Origin of the sequence: Pseudomonas sp. MYb118 (assembly GCF_040947875.1) — a bacterium.
Classification (GTDB): Bacteria; Pseudomonadota; Gammaproteobacteria; order Pseudomonadales; family Pseudomonadaceae; genus Aquipseudomonas.
The window spans coordinates 997,543-1,019,054 of the sequence record NZ_JBFRXN010000002.1; the positions used below are offsets into that span (position 1 = coordinate 997,543).

The 21,512-nt window shown below is 62.5% G+C and carries 16 protein-coding genes; 8 read left to right on the forward strand and 8 right to left on the reverse strand.

The features are described 5' to 3' along the window. Window positions 1-48: 48 nt before the first annotated feature. From ABVN20_RS10400 to ABVN20_RS10415, 4 genes are all read right to left on the reverse strand, one after another. Entirely contained in the window at window positions 49-333 is a 285-nt protein-coding gene (locus ABVN20_RS10400) for a YceK/YidQ family lipoprotein (RefSeq protein WP_368555544.1), read from the reverse strand. After that, window positions 326-958 carry a flavin prenyltransferase UbiX gene (gene ubiX / locus ABVN20_RS10405; RefSeq protein WP_368555545.1) on the reverse strand — a complete coding sequence of 211 codons (633 nt, stop codon included), beginning with the start codon at window positions 956-958 and terminating at the stop codon, window positions 326-328. The genes ABVN20_RS10400 and ubiX overlap by 8 nt, the downstream gene beginning before the upstream one ends. After that, window positions 955-2,304, reverse strand: coding sequence for a UDP-N-acetylmuramate:L-alanyl-gamma-D-glutamyl-meso-diaminopimelate ligase (gene mpl / locus ABVN20_RS10410; protein WP_368555546.1), 1,350 nt, complete (start codon window positions 2,302-2,304; stop codon window positions 955-957). The genes ubiX and mpl overlap by 4 nt, the downstream gene beginning before the upstream one ends. 155 nt (window positions 2,305-2,459) lie before the next feature. Next, entirely contained in the window at window positions 2,460-4,373 is a 1,914-nt protein-coding gene (locus ABVN20_RS10415; protein ID WP_368555547.1) for a sigma-54-dependent Fis family transcriptional regulator, read from the reverse strand. Window positions 4,374-4,669: 296 nt separating this feature from the next. Here ABVN20_RS10415 and ABVN20_RS10420 point away from each other — a divergent pair, with 296 nt between their 5' ends. The 8 genes from ABVN20_RS10420 to ABVN20_RS10455 all read left to right on the forward strand — a co-directional run bounded on the left by ABVN20_RS10420 (window position 4,670) and on the right by ABVN20_RS10455 (window position 12,556). Beyond that, entirely contained in the window at window positions 4,670-6,190 is a 1,521-nt protein-coding gene (locus ABVN20_RS10420; protein ID WP_368555548.1) for an aldehyde dehydrogenase family protein, read from the forward strand. A 207-nt stretch (window positions 6,191-6,397) separates the two neighbouring features. After that, on the forward strand, window positions 6,398-7,786 hold the full coding sequence (locus tag ABVN20_RS10425; RefSeq protein WP_368555549.1) for an ethanolamine ammonia-lyase subunit EutB: 1,389 nt from the start codon (window positions 6,398-6,400) through the stop codon (window positions 7,784-7,786). Continuing rightward, entirely contained in the window at window positions 7,783-8,619 is an 837-nt protein-coding gene (gene eutC, locus ABVN20_RS10430; protein ID WP_368555550.1) for an ethanolamine ammonia-lyase subunit EutC, read from the forward strand. The genes ABVN20_RS10425 and eutC overlap by 4 nt, the downstream gene beginning before the upstream one ends. A 115-nt stretch (window positions 8,620-8,734) precedes the next feature. Beyond that, on the forward strand, window positions 8,735-9,190 hold the full coding sequence (locus ABVN20_RS10435; protein WP_368555551.1) for a GNAT family N-acetyltransferase: 456 nt from the start codon (window positions 8,735-8,737) through the stop codon (window positions 9,188-9,190). Window positions 9,191-9,463: 273 nt separating this feature from the next. Next, window positions 9,464-10,120 carry a DedA family protein gene (locus tag ABVN20_RS10440; protein WP_368555552.1) on the forward strand — a complete coding sequence of 219 codons (657 nt, stop codon included), beginning with the start codon at window positions 9,464-9,466 and terminating at the stop codon, window positions 10,118-10,120. A 3-nt stretch (window positions 10,121-10,123) separates the two neighbouring features. Continuing rightward, window positions 10,124-10,936, forward strand: coding sequence for a zinc-dependent peptidase (locus tag ABVN20_RS10445; RefSeq protein WP_368555553.1), 813 nt, complete (start codon window positions 10,124-10,126; stop codon window positions 10,934-10,936). A 113-nt stretch (window positions 10,937-11,049) separates the two neighbouring features. Beyond that, entirely contained in the window at window positions 11,050-11,577 is a 528-nt protein-coding gene (gene ppa, locus ABVN20_RS10450; protein WP_007933577.1) for an inorganic diphosphatase, read from the forward strand. Window positions 11,578-11,803: 226 nt separating this feature from the next. Then, window positions 11,804-12,556 carry a S24 family peptidase gene (locus ABVN20_RS10455; RefSeq protein WP_368555554.1) on the forward strand — a complete coding sequence of 251 codons (753 nt, stop codon included), beginning with the start codon at window positions 11,804-11,806 and terminating at the stop codon, window positions 12,554-12,556. A gap of 377 nt (window positions 12,557-12,933) precedes the next feature. Here ABVN20_RS10455 and ABVN20_RS10460 read toward each other — a convergent pair whose 3' ends face one another. From ABVN20_RS10460 to ABVN20_RS10475, 4 genes are all read right to left on the reverse strand, one after another. Then, window positions 12,934-14,655, reverse strand: a complete 1,722-nt coding sequence (locus ABVN20_RS10460) for an ABC transporter ATP-binding protein/permease (RefSeq protein ID WP_368555555.1) — start codon at window positions 14,653-14,655, stop codon at window positions 12,934-12,936. Further along, a complete protein-coding gene (locus ABVN20_RS10465) occupies window positions 14,652-17,438 on the reverse strand; it encodes an insulinase family protein (RefSeq protein WP_368555556.1) in 2,787 nt (928 codons plus the stop codon). The genes ABVN20_RS10460 and ABVN20_RS10465 overlap by 4 nt, the downstream gene beginning before the upstream one ends. A gap of 34 nt (window positions 17,439-17,472) precedes the next feature. Next, window positions 17,473-20,298, reverse strand: coding sequence for a TonB-dependent receptor plug domain-containing protein (locus ABVN20_RS10470; RefSeq protein WP_368555557.1), 2,826 nt, complete (start codon window positions 20,296-20,298; stop codon window positions 17,473-17,475). A 210-nt stretch (window positions 20,299-20,508) separates the two neighbouring features. Continuing rightward, entirely contained in the window at window positions 20,509-21,486 is a 978-nt protein-coding gene (locus ABVN20_RS10475) for a FecR domain-containing protein (protein ID WP_368555558.1), read from the reverse strand. Window positions 21,487-21,512: the final 26 nt, after the last annotated feature.

The window sequence follows — 21,512 nt, forward strand, 5'->3', positions numbered from 1 at the left end:
CACAGAACCCGTGTGGGAGCGAGCCTGCTCGCGATGGGTGACCAGGCGCTACAACCCACCCGTCGCCTGAAAACTCACCCCGATCACCGTCAATACCGACAACGGCAACAGCAGCGTATCGAGCAAGGCACTGGCCGGCAGATCGACGCCCGGATAACTCGGCGCCTCTGCGCCAAAGCGGTCTATCGCGCAGCAACCACCGTTCAACGCATACAAGTCCAGCCGCGTCCCGGCATACACGATGGGCGCCCCCGGCTTGGCGGCGTCCAGCGTACGCGCGGTGGCACAACCGACCAATTGCAAGGCCAGCACCATCACCAGCAGCTTAGTCATCGCTGCTCAGATGGTGTTCACCCCAGCGCGGCAGCATGTCCTGCGGGATGTTCAGCAGATTGAGAATCCGCGCCACGACGAAGTCGACCAGGTCGTCGATGGTTTGTGGCTGGTGATAGAAACCCGGCGATGCCGGCAGGATCGTCACGCCCATGTTCGACAGCTTGAGCATGTGCTCCAGATGAATGCTCGAATACGGCGCTTCACGGGGAACCAGGATCAGCTGGCGACGCTCCTTCAGGGTGACATCGGCGGCACGCTCGATCAGGTTGTTGCACGCCCCAGTGGCGATGGCCGACAGCGTGCCGGTGGAGCACGGCACCACCACCATGGCCGCCGGGCTGCCAGAGCCGGAAGCCACCGGTGACATCCAGTCTTCCTTGCCATACACGCGGATCTGTCCGTCGGCAGCGCCGGTGTACTCGGTGAGGAAGGCTTGCATCATCTGGGTTTTCGGCGGCAGCGTCACATCGGTTTCCGTGGCCATCACCAGTTGCGCGGCCTTGGAAATGAGGAAGTGCACCTCGCGGTCTTCGCGAATCAGGCAGTCCAGCAGGCGCAAGCCATACTGGGCGCCGGAAGCACCGGTCATCGCCAGCGTGATGCGATCCGGGCCGTTGTTCATTTCAGCGCCTCGGCCAGCTTGCCGTGCAGGCCGCCAAAGCCGCCGTTGCTCATGATCACCACATGGGTGCCTGGCTGGGCCTGGCTTTTCACGCGCTCGATGATGCCTTCCAGCGAATCGCTGACGATCGACGGAACGGTGCACAGGGCTGCGGTGGCGCCCAGGTCCCAACCGAGGTTGGCCGGTGCGTACCAGATCACCTGATCGGCATCGACCACGCTTTCGGGCAAGCCGTCACGGTGGGCGCCGAGCTTCATCGAGTTGGAACGCGGCTCGATGATCGCGATCAACGGCGCGTCGCCAATGCGCTTGCGCAGGCCGTCGAGGGTGGTAGCGATCGCTGTCGGGTGGTGGGCGAAGTCATCGTAGATGGTGATGCCGCGCACTTCTGCGACTTTTTCCATACGCCGCTTCACGCTCTTGAACGCGCTCAAGGCGGCAATGCCCATGGCCGGCACAACACCGACGTGGCGCGCTGCAGCCAATGTCGCCAGGGCATTGGCGACGTTGTGCTGGCCCGTCATGTCCCACTCGACCACGCCTTGGGCCACGCCGTCGAACATCACCTCAAAGGCCGAACCGTCGTCCTTGAGCAACTTGACCTGCCACTGCCCGCCGGCACCGGTGGTTTGCACCGGGGTCCAGCAGCCCATTTCGATCACACGCTGTAAGGCGGGCTCGGTGGTGGGATGAATCACCAGGCCTTCGCTCGGGATGGTCCGTACCAGGTGATGGAACTGCCGTTCGATGGCTGGCAGATCGGGGAAGATGTCCGCGTGATCGAACTCCAGGTTGTTCAGGATCGCCGTGCGCGGGCGGTAGTGGACGAACTTGGAACGTTTGTCGAAGAACGCGCTGTCGTATTCGTCGGCTTCGATGACGAAAAACGGCGTGCCGCCCAGCCGCGCGGACACCGAGAAGTTCTGCGGCACGCCGCCGATCAGGAAGCCCGGGCTCATGCCCGCGTGCTCCAGCACCCAGGCGAGCATGCTGCTGGTGGTGGTTTTGCCGTGCGTGCCCGCGACGGCCAGCACCCAGCGGCCTTGCAGCACGTGGTCGGCCAGCCATTGCGGGCCGGACACATAAGGCAAACCTTTGTTGAGCACGTACTCGACCGCCGGGTTGCCACGGGACATGGCGTTGCCGATCACCACCAGGTCGGGGGCCGGATCGAGCTGCGCCGGGTCATAACCCTGGGTCAGTTCAATGCCCTGCGCCTGCAACTGAGTGCTCATCGGTGGATAGACGTTGGCATCGGAGCCCGTCACGTGATGGCCCAGCTCTTTGGCCAGAACCGCCATCGAACCCATGAAAGTGCCACAGATACCCAGAATATGAATGTGCATAGTCGACCTCGTAAAACATGGCCGCAGGTTAGCGTAGGGAGGGGAAAATCGCACCTTTGTTTCGATTGCGACGCACCGTCTCCCTGTAGGAGCGAGCTTGCTCGCGATGGCGTCCTCGAAATCGCCATCGCGAGCAAGCTCGCTCCTACAGGGGCTCAGCGGGCAATGCCGTGCTTGCGCAATTTTCGGTACAGGGTGTTGCGGCTCACCCCCAGCTGCTGGGCGGTATGGGTCATGTGCCAACGCTGCTGTTCCAGCGCCGTCAGCAGCGCCAGCCGCTCGGCATCTTCCAGTGGGTGCTCGCCGACAGGCTCCTCCGCCGAGGTCGCTGCCGGGCGCACCTGGACAATCATCGCGGGCAAATCCTCCAGGCCCACCCGCCCGCCGTCACACAGCGCTGCCAGTGTGCGCAGCACATTGCGCATCTGTCGCACATTGCCGGGCCATCCGAACCCCAGCAATGCCTGGCGGGCAGGCTCGTCGATCATTACCGGTTCACCGCCCGCTTCCTGCGCCAGCAAGTAGTCGAGCAACTGCGCCCGGTCGCTGCGCTCACGCAGGGCCGGCAACCCGACTTCCAGGCCGTTGAGCCGGTAATAGAGGTCCTCGCGGAAACTGCCGGCCTGCACCCTTTCCAGCAAGTCGCGGTGGGTCGCGCTGATGATCCGCACATTGACCGACTCCGGCGCGCCGCCAATCGGCACCACCTGTCGGTCTTCGAGCACCCGCAGCAAGCGGGTCTGCATCGCCAGCGGCATGTCACCGATTTCGTCGAGGAACAGTGTGCCGCCGTCGGCCTGCTGCAACTTGCCACGCATGCCTTCCTTGCGTGCACCGGTGAAGCTGCCGCCGCGATAGCCGAACAGCTCGCTTTCGATCAGGCTTTCGGGAATCGCCGCGCAATTGAGTGCGACGAAGGGTTTGTCGGCACGTTGGCTGGCCTGGTGCACGGCCTTGGCGAACGCCTCCTTGCCGGAACCGGTCTCGCCATTGATCAACAGCGGCACATCGCGCTCGAACACCCGCAACGCCTTGCGAAAATCCGCCTGCAACCGTTCATCGCCCAGGCAAATGCCCGGCGAGCGCGACGGTTCGGCCACGACCGGGGCTGGCGCCACAGGCACCGTAGGGCTACGAGGCTGCCCGCGCAGCAGGGCAAACAGGCTGCGGCCATCACGGGTGCGCAACGGCCAACTGGCGCTGGCGTTCACACTGGCGCGGCCGAGCAGTTCATCCAGCGCACAGTCGAAAAACGCTTCCACCGGCTGGCCCAGCATCGAGCCGCGAACCTGCCCCAGCAGGTTCAGTGCGCTCTGGTTGACCGCGCAGACCCGCCCTTCGCCATCGAACGCGAGCAACCCTTCGCTGAACAGCCCGACGGATTCGGCCTGCAAGTGAAAACGCAGCAACCATTGATTGTCGAAATAACGCAGGAAATAGCAGCTCTCGATCATCTTCGCCGACAGATTGACCAGCGCCATGGTGTGGAACTGGCTTTGCCGGGAGACATCGTGCCGCGCCGAGGACACATCGAGTACCGCCAGCAGTTCGCCATGGGGGTCGAACACCGGACTCGCCGAGCAGGTCAGGCCGGTGTGGCGGCCACGAAAATGTTCGTCCTGGTGAATGGTCAGGGCCTGACGCTCCACCAGGCAGGTGCCGATACCGTTGGTGCCCTCGCAGGCCTCGCTCCAGTCGGCGCCGAGCCACAGCCCGGCGCGTTCGAAAATGCGCCGCTCGGTGGGCGCGGTGACGCAATTGAGGATCACCCCGCGCGCATCGGTCAGCAACACTGCATGGCCGGCGCCGGAGAGTTGCTGGTGCAGGCTGCTCATTTCATTGCCGGCGATCTGCAACACGTGTTGCAGGCGTTCGCGACTTTCCAGCAGGCGGCCGTGTTCCAGCACGGTGGGCGCCACGGTCAGGGCCGGGTCGAGATGGTAGTCCTCGAGGCAACGCAGCCAGGAGCGGGCAATGGACGGATCGCTGCCGGGGCCGTGCAGGTGGGATTTGCCCTGGGTCACGGTCAACACTTGCTGGGCATGGCGACTCAAATGGTTGTCGTGCATTTCTTGTTGTTCTCTCCGCAGGGTTGGGCATCGAGCGTGAGCCTGAGCATCCTCCTGCTGGTCGCGTATTGCAATGCTGGCCGACCCGCGCCGTCACACGCTGTGCCAATAACGGTACAAAGTGTCACGAGCTGCGTATCGAAAGCGCCACAGCCAGCCCCCGCCCGTCCGACCAAAACCGCGCAAGGTGTTGATTTACCTGCGCTGCAGGGCAGTGGCCCGACCTTTGCTCTACGCTTAATGCACGCGCATCAGCGCGCTTCCTTATAAGTACAACAAGCCAAGGAGAACCCATCATGCGTTACGCTCACCCCGGTACCGAAGGCGCTCTCGTCACGTTCAAGGCCAAGTACGGCAACTACATCGGCGGCGAGTTCGTCGCGCCTGTCAAAGGTCAGTACTTCACCAATACCTCGCCAGTCAATGGCCAGGCCATTGCCGAATTCCCCCGTTCCACGGCCGAAGACATCGACAAGGCCCTGGACGCTGCCCACGCCGCGGCCGATGCCTGGGGCGCCACGTCCGTCCAGGCACGCTCGCTGATCCTGTTGAAAATCGCCGACCGCATCGAACAGAACCTGGAAACCCTGGCGCTCACCGAAAGCTGGGACAACGGCAAAGCCGTGCGTGAAACCCTCAACGCCGACATCCCGCTGGCCGCCGACCACTTCCGTTACTTCGCCGGCTGCCTGCGCGCCCAGGAAGGCAGTGCCGCCGAGATCGACGGCAACACCGTGGCCTACCACATCCATGAGCCGCTGGGCGTGGTCGGGCAGATCATCCCGTGGAACTTCCCGATCCTGATGGCCGCGTGGAAACTCGCCCCGGCCCTGGCCGCCGGCAACTGCGTAGTGCTCAAGCCTGCCGAACAAACCCCGCTGGGCATCAGCGTGCTGGTCGAACTGATCGGCGACCTGCTGCCACCGGGCGTGCTCAACGTCGTGCAAGGCTTCGGCAAAGAGGCCGGCGAAGCCCTGGCCACCAGCAAACGCATCGCCAAGATTGCCTTCACCGGCTCGACCCCGGTGGGCTCGCACATCATGAAATGCGCGGCGGAAAACATCATCCCGTCCACCGTGGAACTGGGCGGCAAGTCGCCGAACATCTTCTTCGAAGACATCATGCAGGCTGAACCGAGCTTCATCGAGAAAGCCGCCGAAGGCCTGGTGCTGGCGTTCTTCAACCAGGGCGAAGTGTGCACCTGCCCATCGCGTGCCCTGGTGCAGGAGTCGATCTACGACGAGTTCATGCAAGTAGTGATGAAGAAGGTCCTGCAAATCAAGCGTGGCGACCCCTTCGACACCGACACCATGGTCGGCGCCCAGGCGTCCGAGCAGCAGTTCGACAAGATCCTGTCCTACCTGGAAATCGCCAAGGGCGAAGGCGCCGAGTTGCTGACCGGCGGCAAGGTCGAGAAACTCGATGGCAACCTGGCAACCGGCTACTACATCCAGCCGACCCTGCTCAAGGGCACCAACAAAATGCGCGTGTTCCAGGAAGAAATCTTTGGCCCGGTGGTGAGCATCACCACCTTCAAGGACGAAGCCGAAGCCCTGGCCATCGCCAACGACACCGAGTTCGGCCTGGGTGCCGGCCTGTGGACCCGCGACATCAACCGCGCCTATCGCATGGGCCGCGCCATCAAGGCCGGTCGGGTGTGGACCAACTGCTACCACCTGTACCCGGCGCATGCCGCGTTCGGCGGGTACAAGAAGTCCGGCGTTGGGCGTGAAACCCACAAGATGATGCTCGATCATTATCAGCAGACCAAAAACCTGCTGGTGAGCTACGACATCAATCCGCTTGGGTTCTTCTAAAGCTCGGGGCGGCACGGGTAATTCTGTGTCGCCCTTCAAATGGCTATCGCGAGCAGGCTCGCTCCCACATTGGAACTGTGTACACAGGACGAATGTGGGAGCGAGCCTGCTCGCGATAGCGCCCTCAAAAATACAGATTTAACCGACCTGCTACGCTGGCACGAGCCTTGCCTCTTTGCTTGGCACTCAACCCGCCGGGAGGACACCATGGCCACATTCACCCATTCCATCGGCGCCCAGACCTATCGCTTCGAGAGCCTCAAGGAGGTCATGGCCAAGGCCAGCCCCGCGCGCTCCGGCGACTTTCTGGCCGGTGTTGCCGCGCTCAACGACGGCGAACGCGTTGCCGCGCAGATGGCCCTGGCAAACATTCCTCTTGCGCACTTCCTGCAGGAAGCGCTGATTCCCTACGAATCCGATGAAGTCACCCGACTGATCATCGACACTCACGACAAAAACGCCTTCGCCGCCGTCAGCCACCTGACCGTCGGCGGATTTCGTGACTGGCTGCTCAGCGATGCCGCCGACGAACACAGCCTGCGCGCCCTCGCCCCCGGCCTGACGCCCGAGATGGCCGCGGCGGTGTCCAAACTCATGCGCGTGCAGGACCTGGTGCTGGTGGCGCAGAAAATCCGCGTGATCACCCAGTTCCGCGGCACCATGGGCCTGCGTGGCCGCCTGTCGACACGCCTGCAACCCAACCACCCGACCGATGAACCGGCCGGTATTGCCGCGAGCATTCTCGACGGTTTGCTGTACGGCAACGGCGACGCCATGATCGGCATCAACCCGGCCACCGACAGCATCGCCTCGATCTGCGCGATGCTGGAAATGCTCGATGCGATCATCCAGCGTTACGAAATACCCACCCAGGCCTGCGTACTGACCCACGTCACCACGTCCATCGAGGCGATCAACCGTGGCGTGCCGCTGGACCTGGTGTTCCAGTCGATCGCCGGTACCGAGGCGGCCAACGCCAGTTTCGGCATCAACCTGAATCTGTTGCAGGAAGGCTACGAGGCGGGGCTCAGCCTCAAGCGCGGCGGGCAGAACCTGATGTATTTCGAGACCGGCCAGGGCAGCGCCCTGTCGGCCAACGCCCATCACGGCGTCGATCAACAAACCTGTGAAACCCGTGCCTATGCCGTGGCACGACGATTCAAGCCGTTCCTGGTCAATACGGTGGTCGGCTTCATCGGCCCGGAGTATCTCTACAACGGCAAGCAGATCATCCGCGCCGGTCTCGAGGATCACTTTTGCGGCAAACTCCTGGGCGTACCCATGGGGTGTGACATCTGCTACACCAACCACGCCGAAGCCGACCAGGATGACATGGACACCCTGCTGACCCTGCTGGGCGTGGCCGGGATCAACTTCATCATGGGCATCCCCGGTTCCGACGACATCATGCTCAATTACCAGACCACCTCGTTCCATGACGCGCTCTACGCCCGGCACACCCTGGGCCTGAAACCGGCACCGGAATTCGAGCAGTGGCTGAAAAACATGGGCATCTTCACCCAGGCCGATGGCAGGATTCAGTTCGGCAGCCAACTGCCGCCGGCGTTCCGCCAGGCCGTGGCGCAACTGGGATGAGTGTTGAAATGGATGAATTGCCTGTCGATCCGCAAGACCCGCTGCTGGCGCTGCGCCGCCTGACGCCTGCACGTATCGCCCTGGGCCGCACCGGCACCAGCCTGCCCACCGCCGCGCAGCTGGATTTCCAGTTCGCCCATGCCCAGGCCCGGGACGCGGTGCACCTGGCGTTCGACCATGCCGGGTTGCGTGCGCAACTGGCCGACAGCGGTCGCGACAGCCTGTTGCTGCACAGTGCGGCAGACAATCGCGACACCTACCTGCAACGCCCCGATTTGGGGCGAAAATTGAGCGACCCGTCGGCGCAGGCCCTGCGCGATTACGCCGCCGCCCATCCCGGTGGTGTCGATCTGGCACTGGTGGTCGCCGATGGTTTATCGGCATTGGCGGTCCATCGGCATTGCGTGCCTCTGCTGGCGCGCCTGCAAGAGCAACTCGCCGCCGATGGCTGGTCGCAATCGCCGGTGATCCTGGTTGAACAGGGCCGCGTCGCGGTGGCCGATGAAGTCGGCCAACTGCTCGGTGCCAGGATGGTGGTGATCCTGATCGGCGAACGCCCTGGCCTCAGTTCCCCGGACAGCCTGGGATTGTATTTCACCTACAATCCCAAAGTCGGCCTGACAGACGCCCAGCGCAATTGCATTTCCAATGTGCGGCTGGAGGGGTTGAGTTATGGCATGGCGGCGCACCGTCTGTCGTATCTGATGCGTGAAGCCTGTCGGCGGCAGCTGTCGGGTGTGCACCTGAAGGATGAGGCGCAAGTGCAGACGCTGGCCTGCGACGCAGGAACGGACATGAAAGGTAATTTCCTACTGAATACGCCGAAAGCCTGAACCGTTTCCGCATTGCGTTTCGGCGTCCGTTTCAGGCAGGATCGAATCACGGCCGCCAAAGGTTTCCTATCGCCGTCACGATGTAAGACAGCCACTTGAAGACGAGACCTATCGAATGCGGATTATTCAAGCGACCCTCGAACACCTTGACCTGTTAACCCCGCTGTTCGTCAAATATCGCGAGTTTTACGGCTCGCTGGCGTATCCGGATTCGTCCCGGGCGTTCCTCGAGAAACGCCTGCGTCGCAAGGAGTCGGTGATCTACCTGGCCCTGTCCGATGACGACAAACTGATGGGCTTCTGCCAGCTCTACCCGAGCTTTTCCTCGCTGTCGCTCAAGCGCGTATGGATCCTCAACGACATCTACGTCGCCGAAGACGCCCGCCGTCAGCTGGTCGCCGACAACCTGATCCGTACCGCGAAGAAAATGGCCAAGGAAACCAACGCCGTGCGCATGCGCGTGTCCACCAGCAGCGACAACCAGGTGGCGCAGAAGACCTACGAGTCCATCGGGTTCAAGGAAGACACCGAGTTCAAGAACTACGTGTTGCCGATCAGCGAAGAGCTTTGATCCACGATGGTGTAGGTGTAGGAGCGAGCTTGCTCGCGATAGCGGTGTTCCAGTGAACGATGATGTCGACTGATACGCCGTCATCGCGAGCAAGCTCGCTCCTACAGGGATCCCCCGACGAAATCCCCCGCTACAAACTCAACGCGCTTTTCACCTGTCAGACCGTATAATGCGGACCTTTCCGGCTTGTAAGAAAAACTACACTGGTGTGTAGCCTTTCGCGAAGTCATCCGCACAGGCCTGCCGAGTCGGGCCGCTATTACAGGTGCCCCCATGGATTTCAACCCGCTCGACCTTATCTTGCATCTCGATGTGTACCTCGATTTGCTGGTCAACAACTACGGGCCCTGGATCTACGCCATCCTGTTTCTGGTGATTTTCTGCGAGACCGGCCTGGTGGTGATGCCGTTCCTGCCGGGCGATTCCCTGCTGTTCATCGCGGGCGCCGTCGCGGCCGGTGGCGGCATGGACCCGGTGCTGCTCGGCGGCCTGTTGATGCTGGCCGCCATCCTCGGCGACAGCACCAACTACACCATCGGCAGAACGGCGGGCGAGCGGCTGTTCAGCAACCCGAACTCGAAGATCTTCCGCCGTGATTACCTGCAGCAAACCCATGACTTCTACGACAAGCACGGGGGCAAAACCGTAACCATGGCGCGCTTCCTGCCGATCCTGCGCACCTTTGCACCGTTCGTCGCCGGCGTGGCGAAGATGCCTTATCCGCGTTTCTTCTTTTTCAGCGTGCTCGGCACAATCCTCTGGGTCGGCGGCCTGGTCACCCTCGGTTACTACTTCGGTAATGTACCGTTCATCAAGAAAAACCTGTCGCTGCTGGTGGTCGGTATCATTCTGCTGTCGCTGGTGCCGATGATCATCGGCGTGTTCCGCAGTCGCTTCGGCAGCGCCGCGTCCAAAGCCGAACCGCGCTGAGCGATGTGGTCGCTCAGCGCCTGGCGGCGCCGGCGTACTCTGGCCAAACACCCGATTGCCGACGACATGTGGCAGCGGGTGCGCCACCACCTGAGTTTCCTCGACGGCATCAGCGCCACTGAAGACCAGTGGTTGCGCGAAGCCTGTGTGCTGTTCCTCGAAGACAAATACCTGACCGCCCTCCCCGGCGTCGAACTGCATCAGGAGCAGCGCCTGCTGCTTGCGGCCCAGGCGCAGTTGCCCCTGATGAACCTCGGCGAGCTCAACTGGTATCAGGGTTTCCATGAAATCGTCCTCTACCCCGACGACTTCCTCAGCCCCCAGCGCCATCGCGATGCCAGTGGTGTCGAACACGAATGGGACGGCGAACACAGCGGTGAGGCCTGGCAACAGGGGCCGGTCATTCTCGCCTGGCCGGGGGTGATGGCCAGCGGCGGCTGGGAAGGCTACAACCTGGTCATCCACGAACTCGCGCACAAACTCGACATGCTCAACGGCGATGCCAACGGCCTGCCGCCGCTGCACCCCGACATGCGCGTCAGTGAATGGGCCCGCGTCATGCAAGCGGCCTACGACGACCTGGATCAGCAACTTGAACGCAATCCGGACGCCGAAACCGCCATCGACCCCTACGCGGCGGAAAACCCGGCCGAATTCTTCGCCGTCACCAGCGAATACTTCTTCAGCGCCCCGGACCTGCTGCATGAATCCTATCCAGAGGTCTACCAACAGTTGCAGCTGTTTTACCGCCAGGACCCGTTGGCCCGGCTGCGGCAACTTCTGGCGCACGACCCGGTCTATCAGGCACGCGACTAAGGTCCAGGCGACTTCTGGTGCATAGCGTCGGCGGCGGAATGTGCCTATAATCGCCGCCACTTTTTGGTCAATCCGGCCAAGTGTTTTTGGTCAACTAACGGGGGCAACGCCCAATGAGCTACAGCAAGATTCCGGCTGGCAAAGACCTGCCGAACGACATCTACGTCGCGATCGAGATTCCGGCCAACCACGCCCCGATCAAATACGAAATCGACAAAGACAGCGATTGCCTGTTCGTTGACCGTTTCATGGCCACCCCGATGTTCTACCCGGCCAACTACGGTTACATCCCGAACACCCTGGCTGACGACGGTGACCCCCTCGACGTGCTGGTCGTGACCCCTTACCCGGTGGCACCAGGTTCGGTGATCCGCGCACGTCCGGTCGGCATCCTGAACATGACCGACGACGGTGGCGGCGATGCCAAAGTCATCGCAGTCCCACACGACAAGCTGTCCCAGCTGTACGTCGATGTGAAGGAATACACCGACCTGCCAGCCCTGCTGATCCAGCAGATCGAGCACTTCTTCGCGAACTACAAAGATCTCGAAAAAGGCAAATGGGTGAAAATCGAAGGCTGGGACGGTGCAGACGCCGCCCGTGCCGCAATCACCAAGTCAGTTGCTGCCTATAAAGGCTAAAGACAGCTGCAAGCCCTGAGCTGCAAGCGTCAAGAAAAACCCCGGTTGAACCGGGGTTTTTTGTGCCTGCCGGATTGCTTTTAAACATGGTGTTTAAAGATTCGAAGGTTTCGTTTTTCTTGTTTAATTTCCACAAGATACGTCTTACATGAGGTCGCAAATTTCCCGCGTAATTTGAACGGGTCGTTTATTCAAACCCCCGTGCTGCACGCATAGACTCGTGTTTATGAAAAAGAACAAAACCTGCGGCCTCCGCTTCAAAATGCTCCTGAAAACGGCGGGCATCTCGACGACTGATTTCGCCCATCTCCTTAATTACGACAAGGCGCAAACCGTTCACAACTGGTACACCCGTGGCGTGCCAGACCACTGCCTTGAGGAAGTTGCCCGCAAGCTCTCGGTCAACAGCGAATGGCTGAAAACCGGCGACGGTCCGAAAGACGCCAGGCACCTGCGCCTGGTCAGCGATTCTGGCGATACGTTCGATGCCCAGGCTTTGCGGGGGGTCTACACCGTTGTCGAACCCACCGAGGTCGATCTGCCTTTTTTCAAGGAAGCACCGGTCGCACCCGGCTCCCACAAAACTCACGTCATCGTGGATAACCACCAGCCCATGCGCCTGCCGCGCAGCTACCTCGACGCCCTGGACATCAACTACGCCGATGCCATCTGCGCCCACATGATCGGCAACAGCATGGCCGAGAAGATTGGAGACGGCTCCACCATTGCCATTGATCGCGGCCTGACCCAGATCGTCGACGGGGAAATCTATGCGATCGAGCACGACGGCATGCTCAGAATCAAATACCTGCATCGTTTGCCCGGCAATGGACTGCGGCTGCGCAGCCACAATAGCGCGGAATACCCGGATGAAATCTTCAGGGCCGCACAGATCGAAGAACAGAACATCAGGGTGCTGGGATGGGTGTTCTGGAGCGCGACCCTGAACAAGCGGCGCCCGCCCCTGCCGTTTTTATAAACCCACCCTGTCCTGTAGGAGCGAGCTTGCTCGCGATGGGGGCGTGTCAGTCAACGATGATGTCGGCTGACACACCGCATCGCGAGCAAGCTCGCTCCTACAGGACAGGGGTGGGTGAACGTCAGGCTGGGAATTTCACAAAAAAATCAGTATGCTGCGCCCCACATTTGCGCATCGCCCCGCTCTGCGGCGCAGATCCGCCCTGACGAAGCAGATGATTTTCTCGCCGAGTCCCACAGCCGGACGCAAGATCCGGGTGTACGTTTTGAAGGCTGGCGAGGTTTACCAAAAATGAACCAAGCCAGTCCCCGAGAAGCCGGCCACAAGCCGGCTTTTTAATGCCTGGAATCTCCCTCTCCCAGGCTTTCCTGCACGGTTCAGCCCACCTCGGTGGCCGCTGTGAAGCACGCCGGCGCCAGGCAGCACTCCCCTTTCTGCGGCTCCTCACGTGAGGTCGGCGTCCACGTCTGGTCAAACAACGTCGTCAATGTCGCCTGGTGGCTGATGCCAATCACCGTGCAGGCCGGCAATTGCTCACGCAGCAGCACCAGCAGCGCCAGCGCACTGGTTTCGTCCAACTGGTTGGTGGCCTCATCCAGGTACAACGTATCCGGTGCGTACAGCAGCGCCCGCGCCAGGCCAATGCGTTGCTGCTCGCCGCCCGAGAGTTCGCGTGCCCATTCGGCCTGATCGCCCAAGCGAGTCACCAGCCCCGGCAGGCCAACCTGATGCAGGACGTCGACCAGACGTTCATCGCCAGGAATTTGCACGGCAGGATAGGCCAGCAGGGTGCGCAATGGCACGCTGGGCAGATAAGGCTTTTGCGGCAGCAGCAGGCTGCGCCCCGGTGGCAATCCCCAGCCCCCTCGGCAGTATGGCCAGATGCCCTGCAAAGTGCGTAACAAGGTGGATTTGCCAATACCGCTGCGACCCGCAATCAGCAGCCATTGGCCCGGCTGCACTTGCATACGGATGCCCGCCAGCAGTACGGCGCCGTCCGGACGCAGGACATCCAGGCCGTCAATGCACAGGCAATCGCCGATCACCGGTGACCTGGCCTGGACCCGGGTGGCAGCGATCGCCTGTTCGAATTGCCCCAGGCGTTCCACCGCCGAACTCCAGCGCATCAGTTTCGGATACAGCTTGATGAACCAGCTCAGCGACCCCTGAACGGCACTGAAGGCACTGCGAATCTGCATCAGGCCACCCAAGGTGATGGTCTTGGCGAGAAAGGCCGGCAGTGCGGCAAACACCGGGATGATCAGGCTGACCCGCTCGTAGCTGACGACGAACAGGCTGAGGTTGCGTTCACGCCCCATCAGCTGTCGCCAATTGCGCGCGATGGCGCCGAAGCGCTCGGCCAGGTGCTGGCGCTCCACCGCCTCACCGCGATACAACGCGATCTGCTCGGCATGCTCACGCTTGCGCAACAGGCTGGCACGGAAGTCCGCCTCGAAGTGCTGACGATCCACGTTCAAGCGATGCAGCGGTTGGCCAACCCAGTGGGTGATCAGACTGCCCGCCAGGGTATAGAGCACCACGATCCACACCAGATAGCCAGACAAGGTGACGCTGTAGCCACCCAGGGTGAAGGTCTGCACTCCCGACAATTGCCAGAGGATGCTGATGAAGGCCCCCACCTGCGCCATGTTGATGATGAACGACGCCACCAGCTCCACGCTGAGGTCGGTGACGATGTCGACGTCTTCGGCAATCCGCTGGTCGGGGTTATCCGGCTCGCCCGCAAGGCCCAGACGATAGAACGCCTGGTCCGTCAGCCACGCGTGGGTGAACCGTTCGGTCATGGCCTGCCGCCAGCGCATCACCAGCGCCTTGCGCACCCAGTCCAGGGTCACGACGATCAACACATAGGCGCCCAGGTACAAGGCATAGCGGCCCATCAATGCATACAGGGCGTGGGTGTCGAACTCGCCGAGGGTGTCGTAGAAGGTCTTGCTCCAGGCGTTGATCAGCACGTTGATCTGCACGATCAGCAGGCCCATGCCGATGATGCTGGCCAGCATTAGCCAACCCAGCCACTGTCCGCCATTACGCCAGAACGGCGCGGCGAGGCGGTAAAAGGTGCGCAAGCTGTTCACAGGCTGTCCTTGGGCAGTACGCGCAGTTGCACCTGGTTCTCCACCGGGAACAGCCGGGTGGCCAGGGGCTTGAGCAGGTCAATGCGCATGCCGTCGACCAGGTTGGCCTGGCTGCTCAGGTAACGTGGGTCCTGCCACTGCCGTTCGCTGAGCTGCAACCGCCGCCATTGCACGGCGGGGTCCGTGCGGCGCTTGCTTTCCTCACGACGCAGGTGGCTACGCTCATTGGCGACCCAAGGTGCGTCTACCGCTTTATCCAGTTGCGCCAGGGTCTGGCGGGCCATCGCCCAGAGCTCGTCGGTACGTTGCGGGTCGCAGGTGAAACTCAGTTGGCTTTCGATGCGCTGGGTCTGCGGGTTGAGCTCGCTGTCGAAGCGCAAGCGATACACCCCGGATGCCTCACCGCGCAGGCGCTGCTTGAGCTTCTGGTTGGCCAGCTCGCGCAGGGCTGCGACACGGGCAGCCGCCTGGGGTGTCCAGGTGTGTTCGCTGAAGCTGCTGGCCTGGATGACCACCCGTGGTTCGAGGGCGATGGCCAGGTCGGCCCGACGTTGCCCGACGCTTTGCAGCGTGGCGTGCACAGGCAGCGCCTCGCGGCGCGGGATGTTCGCCAACTGCTCGCGCACGGCCGTCTCGAGCACGCTCGGCTCGATGTCCGCCATCAGGTAGTACGTCACCTGCGATTGCGCCAGTTGTTGCCAGTCCCGGGTCAGCAGCGTGGCATCCAGGGCCCGCAACGCTTGCTCATCCGGGTTTTGCCAAATGTCACTGCCGTAGCGCAACTGCCGCTCGGCAGTCGCCTGGCGGGTGCGGACATCGTCGGGCCGGGTGCGCAGGCGCTGGAGCAGGTCATCCCGGGCAGCGCTGAACAGATCGTCGTCGATCACCGCCCCCACCTGGCTCTGGCGATAGCTTTGCAGCAGGGACTTCAAGGCCGCTGCGTTGGGTTGGCTGGTGGCGCTCAAGTGCAAGCGCGTGGCGCTCTGGTCCAGGCTCAGGCTGGCTCGCTGCAGCTTGCGCCAGGCCTCCAGGCTGTCGGCCGCGACACCGGCGGGACCACTCTGGGCGCCCAATTGCGCCGCCATTTGCAGACGCCAGGCCGGCGCATCGCTGCGGTTGAAGCCGGCGGACGACTCGGCTTGCAGGCGCCACTGGCCGGCTTCGGCGTTACGCTTGAGCCAGACCAGCTTGTCGCCGTTGGACAAGGTCCAGTGCTGCACCTGTTCCGCCTCGAACACACGACGGGAGACCACATCGCCCGGTGCCTCGACGGCCTGCGGGGTGAAACTGGCCACCTCGGGTTCGGCTGCCTCGGTGGCAGCGGGTGCAGGCAAAGAGGTGCCGGCCAGGGTATCGCGCAACTGCTGCACATCGGTTACCGACGGCAAGCGCACCGTGCTGCTGCCCGGCGCGGTCACTTGCAATACCTGGTCCGGGCTGTCGATCCAGCGGCGCAGCCTGGCGTTGAGGTCGGCGCGATCGATGCTGTCGAGCACCTGCAGGTAACGCCGGGCGATCTGGTGGGGGGCGGCAACCGCGCGGTTCTGCACCGCGGCATCGTTGAGGCTGTTGACCCATTGCTCGAAGGTGCGCGATTCATCCCTGGCCAGCATGCCATTGGCCACTCGACGAATGTTCGCTTGCTCGCTGCTCAGGTCCGCCTCACTCAAGCCGTGTTGGCGCAGGCGCTCGAGTTCGGTCAAAAGCTGTTTCAGGGCCACGTCGTGATGAGCGCCGTCAACGCCGGCGGCCACCCCCAGCACGGTGGAGTACTCACCAATCAGGGTCTTCTGCGCCGTCAGGCTACGCACTCCGTCCTGCCGAGGTTGGCGACGCAGTTCCGCGACCAGCGCGGCCAGGGTCAGCCGATCGATCAGGCGCTCGCGCATGGCCTGCGATGTGGAGCCACGGCTGTCCGGCTCATGCAGACGAAACAGCAACGACACCTGGTTGCTGCCCGATTGCGGGTCTTGCAGACGGAAGATTTTCAGCTGGCCATCAAGGGTCAGTTCGCGGTGATCGCGCTCAGGCAGTGGCTTGGCTGGCGCTGCGCCGAACACCTGTTGAATCTGCTGCTTCAGGGCCTGCGGTTCGAAATCGCCGACCACCGACAGAATCATGTTGTTGGGCACATACCAGCGCTGTTGAAAGCGCTGCAACGCCGGCAACGAGGCCGCGCGAATGGCCGCCTCGTTGCCGATGGTGCGGTGTTCGGGGTAGCGCGAACCGACACGCTGTGAGGCCGCGCGCTGGTCATTCATGCGCTGGGCCACGCCCAGCCCACCGCGCCACTCTTCGATGACGATTGGCCGCTCACGCTCAAGATCGGCCGCCGTGTAGTCACCGGCAAACGCCAGCTGCGCGAGTTTTTCCAGGGCCTGCGCAGCGTGCCGGGTTCCGGCGTTGGGGCTGAGCAGGTATTGCGTGCGGTCGTAGCTGGTGACGGCATTGTAGTTACGCCCCTGCACCCAGCCCAGTTCGCTCATCTGTTGCCGCAGGTTGCGATCCAGGCCGGCGCGGCTGTGGAACGTCAGGTGTTCGAGCATGTGGGCCACGCCCACCTGGTCGTCGTCTTCATCGACGGAGCCGGCGCGCACGGTCAGGCGCAGGTCGAGGCGACCCGCCTGGCTGCTGTCGCGCACCAGGCGGTATTCCAGGCCATTGGCCAACTGCCCGCGCACGATTTGCGGCGACCAGGCCAGGGGCGTGTTGTCTTCGTTGGGCGGCGATGCGCAGGCACACAGCAGCAGCGGGCCAAGCAGGCCGGCAAGGAGCTTTTTCATCAGGGTATCCAGGCTAATCAGGTCACGGGAAAAATCAGAAGCGGTAGCCGACTTCCAGCCAGTACTGGCGGCCAACTTCGTAGCTGACGGTGGCCGAACTGCCACTGCCGACGATCTCGTTGACCTGGTCGGTGACGTTGGTGATGTCAACGGCGGCGAATAGCGCCTGGTCCTTGCCAGTGGGAATGTCCCAGCTGACGCGCATGTCCCACGTCGGCGCGGCCTTGACCTTGGCGGTGTCGTACACCACCAGGTCCTCACCGTGGTCGGTGACGGTCTCGCCGGTGTCGATCAACTGGTCGTAGGCACCGCGATAACGCAGGAAGTTACTGACGGTCAGGTTCCACTGCGGGATCTCGGTGATTGCCGTCAGGCGTGCGGTCCAGGGACGGTTGAAGTCGCTGGCCGGCAAATCGCTGTAGGCGATGCGCTTGCCGTCGAACATCACGTCGCCGTTCACGTATTGATCGGCGGTGATGCCCGACTCGTAGGTGCCGTAGGCATCCTTGGTGCGGGACCAGTCGAAGGCCATCTGCAGGCTGGTGCGCGTGCCCAGCCACTTGAGCTCTTCAAGGGGGGTGATGCTCAGCGTTATGTTGTCGCTCTCGCTGGAAGCCTTGTTGTTGTAGGTGTAGTAGATGCTGTCAAAACCCTCCTCCGGGCCCAGGCCCATGACCCGGGAGGACGACTTGCCGATCTTGTCCTTGCCGTCGCGGTGCACGTACTTCAGGCGAAACTCGGTGTCGAGCCAGCGCTGGTCGACCCCCAGGGTCCATTCATCGTCATAGGGCACCTTGAGGTCGGTGAACTTGTTCAGGTTCTCCACCTGAGTGGCACGCCAGGCGCCGGTCTGCGTGGTGCGGGTGTACTGCGTGTTGAACCCCTGGCGGCCCTCGGCCAGGCGGTACTTGAACAGGTTGCGCCCGTAATAGCGGTTGGCGCCGAACACCAGCACGGTGCTGCGATCCCCGAAGAAGTCATAGTCACCGGCGAAGCGCGGCGCCAGGTTGGTCTTGCCCATGTAGTCGTCGTTCTCCAGACGCAGGCCGGGGCGCAGGCCAAGCTTGCCGAACTGCATGGCATCTTCGACGAACAACGCATATTTGTTTTCGGTCATGTCGAGCTTGCCGGCGCCGTATTCCAGGCGGCTGCTTGCCCACTGGCGGGTGTTGCCATTGAGCAACTGGCCGACGGAACACAGGCTGTCGTTGTTGGCGCAGGTGGCCACGTTGTCGCGGCGGTTCATGGTGGCAGAAGTGGCCATGGTGTCGCGCTCCCAGGTGGCCTGGTTGCGCGTCAGTTCAAGGCCGCTCACCACCGCATGCTCGGCACCAGCCCAGTTGAATCCCTGCCAGTCCGCCTTGAGTTTGTAGTTGATGGTGCGCTGCGTTTGCTCAAGGTTGCCGAAAGAGCCTTCACCGCTGCGCGAGGTGTTGGAGGTCGGGTTGCCCCAGTTCTTGACGCTGGAGTAATACCAGGCAATGACGTCGTTGGATTCGGTCTCGCGCGAACTGTTGAGGTCGCCCAGCGCCAGCGTGTGCGACCAGCGCGCCGTATCCCCTTCCCACACCGCCTTGAGCGAACCCTGCCAGCCACCGTTGATGTTGGTGAAGCCGGAATTGAGGTAGTTCTCGCGAAAGTAATAGTTTTCCTGGGGCGCCTGGATGAACGAGGCGTCGAGGCTCAGGCGATCACTGACGTTCCAGTAGGTTTTGACCATGTAGTTGTCGAGCTGGCGGGTCTGGTCCTTGCTGCTGTCGGCGTTCGGGCTGTTGTAGCCGCCAGCGTAGACATTGAGCGGAATGGTCGAGCGCTTCTGGGAAAAACTCAGGATGCCGCCGAAGTCCTCGGTCAGGTGCCCTTCGAGCATGCCGCGCACCGTGGTCTTTTCGAACTCGGGCTGGTACTGCTCGCTGGAGGCGTTGTCGAAGCTGGCCTGGTCCTGTTCGGTGATGTGGTATTTGGTCCACGCCGACCGGCTCATCGAATAGGACACCTTGCCGTGCAAATCCTGGCTCGGGCGACGCGTGATGGCGTCGACCACGCCACCGTTGAAACCACCGTACTCGGCGGGCACGTTGCTGTCGTAGACCTTGACCTCTTCCAGGAGGTCGGCGTCCAGGGCAATGCCATGGGAGCGGCTGGGCGCTGCGTCGAATTGACGGGTCTCGCCAAAACCATGGGCGCCGGGGTCCAGGTCGTTATTGATCGAGATGCCGTCGATCATGAAATTGTTCTGGTAGAACTTGGCGCCGTTGATGCTGATGTCCGCCGGGTCGATTTCCCCCGGGGCATTGGAGTTCTGCTGATCGCTGCTGAACTTCACGTTGGGGTGCATCTTCAGCAAGGTGGTGATGTCGCCATTGGCACCGGGAAACGCCTGGATCGCCTTGTGATCGATCACCGTGGCGCCCTGGTAGGAGTTCTCCCGGGTGAAGCCGAGCACGACTGTGTTATCCAGCTCCATGGGCTGGTCGACACCGGCCTCGGGCAGGCGATGAAACACCAGGGTGTCGCCTTCATAACCCCAGCCGATACCGGTGCCCTGCAGCAGATAAGCCAGGGCCGCATCGTTGCTCATGGCACCGTTGACGCCTTTGGAATTCACCCCCTTGAGCAGTCGTGGGTCGACGCTGATCTGCACGCCACTTTGCTGGCCGAACGCAATCAAGGCGGCGGCCAGAGGTTGCGCCGGGATACTGAAACCGGCGTTGGTGACAGGCGTATCCGTTTGCGCCAGTGCCAGGGGTAGCGGTCCGAGCGCGCAGCAAAGCCCCAGCAGGCCGGCGGCCGCGCCTTTTTTCAGGCGCAGCGGCCACACGCCTGGAGTCCCAGGCAAGCGGTCAAGGGTGTGTGTCATGCAAAGATCCCCGCGCCGGTTATTACCGGCCAGTCAATGAATACGAATACATCTCAATTGCTGCGCGCGGGACAGAAGACGGGACAGCTCGAAGGATTTTCAGAAAAAAATGAAAATAATTTCAGAGGGCACAAAAAAGCCCGCTCCGGGAGCAGGCTGATTGGCTGACATGATCAGGTACATGAACCCGGCGAATTCGCCCGGCAAGGCTTACCGGCTGAGGACAAACAACCAAGGGCTGTAGCGACTGACCTTGGCACCGGAGGGCTTGAGGATCGCTTGCAGCGCCGCCTGGGGCTTGCGCAGGTCGTAGACCCCGGTCACGCGTTGTGCGCCAAGATCTGCATCGTTCAACACGATGAGCCCTGGCACGTAGCGACGAAGCTGCTCGACCACCTCGCTGATCGGCAGGTCATCTGCAATCAGTTGTCCCTGGCGCCATGGCGCGGCCTGGGTGGGGGCGAAGGTGGCAAGGTCGGCCTGCCCGCCGCGATAGCTCAGGCGCTGCCCGGGAACGAGGCTGGCCAGGGCACGACCGGCCTGCCAGTCCTGGACATTGACCGAACCGTTTTGCACCGCCACGCTCATGCCGTCCCGATCCAGGTCGACGTTGAACGCCGTACCGGTCACCGTGATCTGCATGGCCTTGGCTCGTACGTGAAACGGCCGGCTCTTGTCCGGCGTCACCTTGAAAAACGCCTGCCCCACCAGCAGTCGAACATCGCGGCGCTGACCGCTGAAGTCCACGGCAATGGCCGAGTGGCTGTCCAGCTGCACCACGCTGCCATCGCTCAGGGTGACATCACGGGTCTCGCCCGAGGCGGTCCGGTAATCGGCCTGCCAGCCAAGGATCAGGCTGGGCGCCAACGCCACCACCAGGCATGCGGCAATCGCCGCCGCCACCCAGCGACGCACCCGACGTGGGCGGGCAACCAGGCGTGGCTGCGCCGTGTTCGCGGCGATCGGGGCCGTGGCAGGAGACCCGTTTTCGGAGGTAGCCGGCGCCAATCGCCCGGTCAACTGCCACACCCGTTCAGCCTTGCCATAAGCCTTGGCATTGGCCGTGTCGGCCTCGCACCACTGAACGAATTGCGCGCGCAGGACCTCATCGGCCGGTGCCTGCTGCAACCGCAGCAGCCAGTCCACGGCCTGGTCCCGACGGGCGTTGGCGCCATCCTCAAGGGGCATGAATGAGCCTTCTCCATTGGCAAAAA